Raw genomic sequence first — 1,330 nt, 5'->3', positions numbered from 1 at the left:
ATTCCCGTCACTACTACTCGACGAGTCCTGAGTATGCAGGCCAGGAAGTACTCGTCGCAATTCGCGCGCATTCGATCGACATCCTGGACGACCACAAACGCCTTGTAGTTCGCCATAGCCGTGTCTATGGGGAACGGCGAAGCGACAGCTGCGATTATCGTACGTCGCTCGCCGTCCTTATGAATAACCCCGGCGCATGGAAAAACTCAGGAATCCCGGGAACTGATTCCCGATCCTTTGAAATCTCTCATGGACCGACAGCAACGCACGCAGCTGCACGCGACGCTGAAGACTATGCACACGCTTTCAAGCGAATACGGCTTTGAAATCGCCGTACAAGCGCTCGAGGAAGGCGTACAGCGCTCCAGAACATCCTTCCATGACGCGGCGATCCTTGCCGCGAGGATTGCCGGCTACGGGCTCAATATGGCCCCAGAGCGCGGCCAGGATCTTCATGTGTACGACGAATTCCTGGAAGGGGTCCAGGTATGATCCGTACACCACAGGAACGCGAACGCACGAGGATTACAATCGCCTCCATGAGTCGCAAACTCATGCTCTCAAGCCGTGTGGTTGAGCTGTGCGAGAGCGAAGCCACCCCGCGGCAGGAAGAATTCCTCTTAAAAAGTGCTGTCAGAAGAAATCGACCGACGGGAACGCGGCAAGAAAGCCAGGCTCCTGAATCGTGCGGGGTTTCCCGTCTTCAAGAGCTTTGAAGACTACGATTTCTCAGAAATCCGCTTCCCGCCAGCCCTCAGCAAGGAAGAGTTGCTTCGTGCCGACTTCATTCCCGAAAAAAAAGAATCTCGTGCTCTATGGCGGTGTCGGTACCGGAAAAACCCACATGGCGATCGCACTCGGCATTGCCGCCTGTGAAAAGGGGCTTTCGGTGCGGTTCCTCACAGTTACCGAACTCGTGCTTAAGCTTACCCAGGCGTACAAGGCCGGCACGCTCGAACGCCTTATTCGGGACTTAAAGCAGCTGGATCTCCTGATTTTGGACGAGTGGGGGTATGTTCCCGTGGATCGGGAAGGTTCCCAGCTTTTATTCAGGATTATTGCCGACAGTTACGAGAGTAAAAGCCTGATCCTCACGACGAACCTTGAATTCTCGAAGTGGGGAGGAATCTTTACCGATGAGCAGATGGCCGCTGCCATGATCGATCGGTTGGTTCATCATGGTCATCTTTTACTCTTCGAAGCGAAAAGCTATAGAATGACGCATGCCCTCATGCGGCAACCTGGGCCAGGCACGGCAAAACCAAAGACAACGGTTGAAGCTGGCTCTCGGCTTGGGGAAGGAGGTGCATACAAAACCGCCTGCCAGACA

General features: G+C 54.6%; 3 protein-coding genes. All 3 read left to right on the top strand.

Features of this window, described 5'->3' with window-relative positions; all coding sequences use genetic code 11:
* On the top strand, positions 1 to 326 hold a 326-nt coding region (locus tag JCM15764_RS30555; RefSeq protein ID WP_439645366.1), incomplete at its 5' end, for a Mu transposase domain-containing protein.
* Positions 250 to 492 carry a hypothetical protein gene (locus tag JCM15764_RS20705; RefSeq protein WP_243689560.1) on the top strand — a complete coding sequence of 81 codons (243 nt, stop codon included), beginning with the start codon at positions 250 to 252 and terminating at the stop codon, positions 490 to 492. The genes JCM15764_RS30555 and JCM15764_RS20705, both read left to right, overlap by 77 nt.
* Before the next feature lie 283 nt (positions 493 to 775).
* A partial coding sequence (gene istB / locus JCM15764_RS20700; RefSeq protein WP_243689559.1) for an IS21-like element helper ATPase IstB occupies positions 776 to 1,330 on the top strand: 555 nt, incomplete at its 3' end.

It is taken from the genome of Geotalea toluenoxydans JCM 15764, from assembly GCF_001311985.1.
GTDB lineage: Bacteria > Desulfobacterota > Desulfuromonadia > Geobacterales > Geobacteraceae > Geotalea > Geotalea toluenoxydans.
Note: the sequence above shows the minus strand (reverse complement) of the source record. Positions and strands in the feature narration are given on the sequence as shown.

Coding starts and splice junctions, on each gene's coding strand:
- JCM15764_RS20705 (WP_243689560.1), top strand. CDS start 250: ATGGACCGACAGCAACGCACGCAGCTGCACGCGACGCTGAAGACTATG.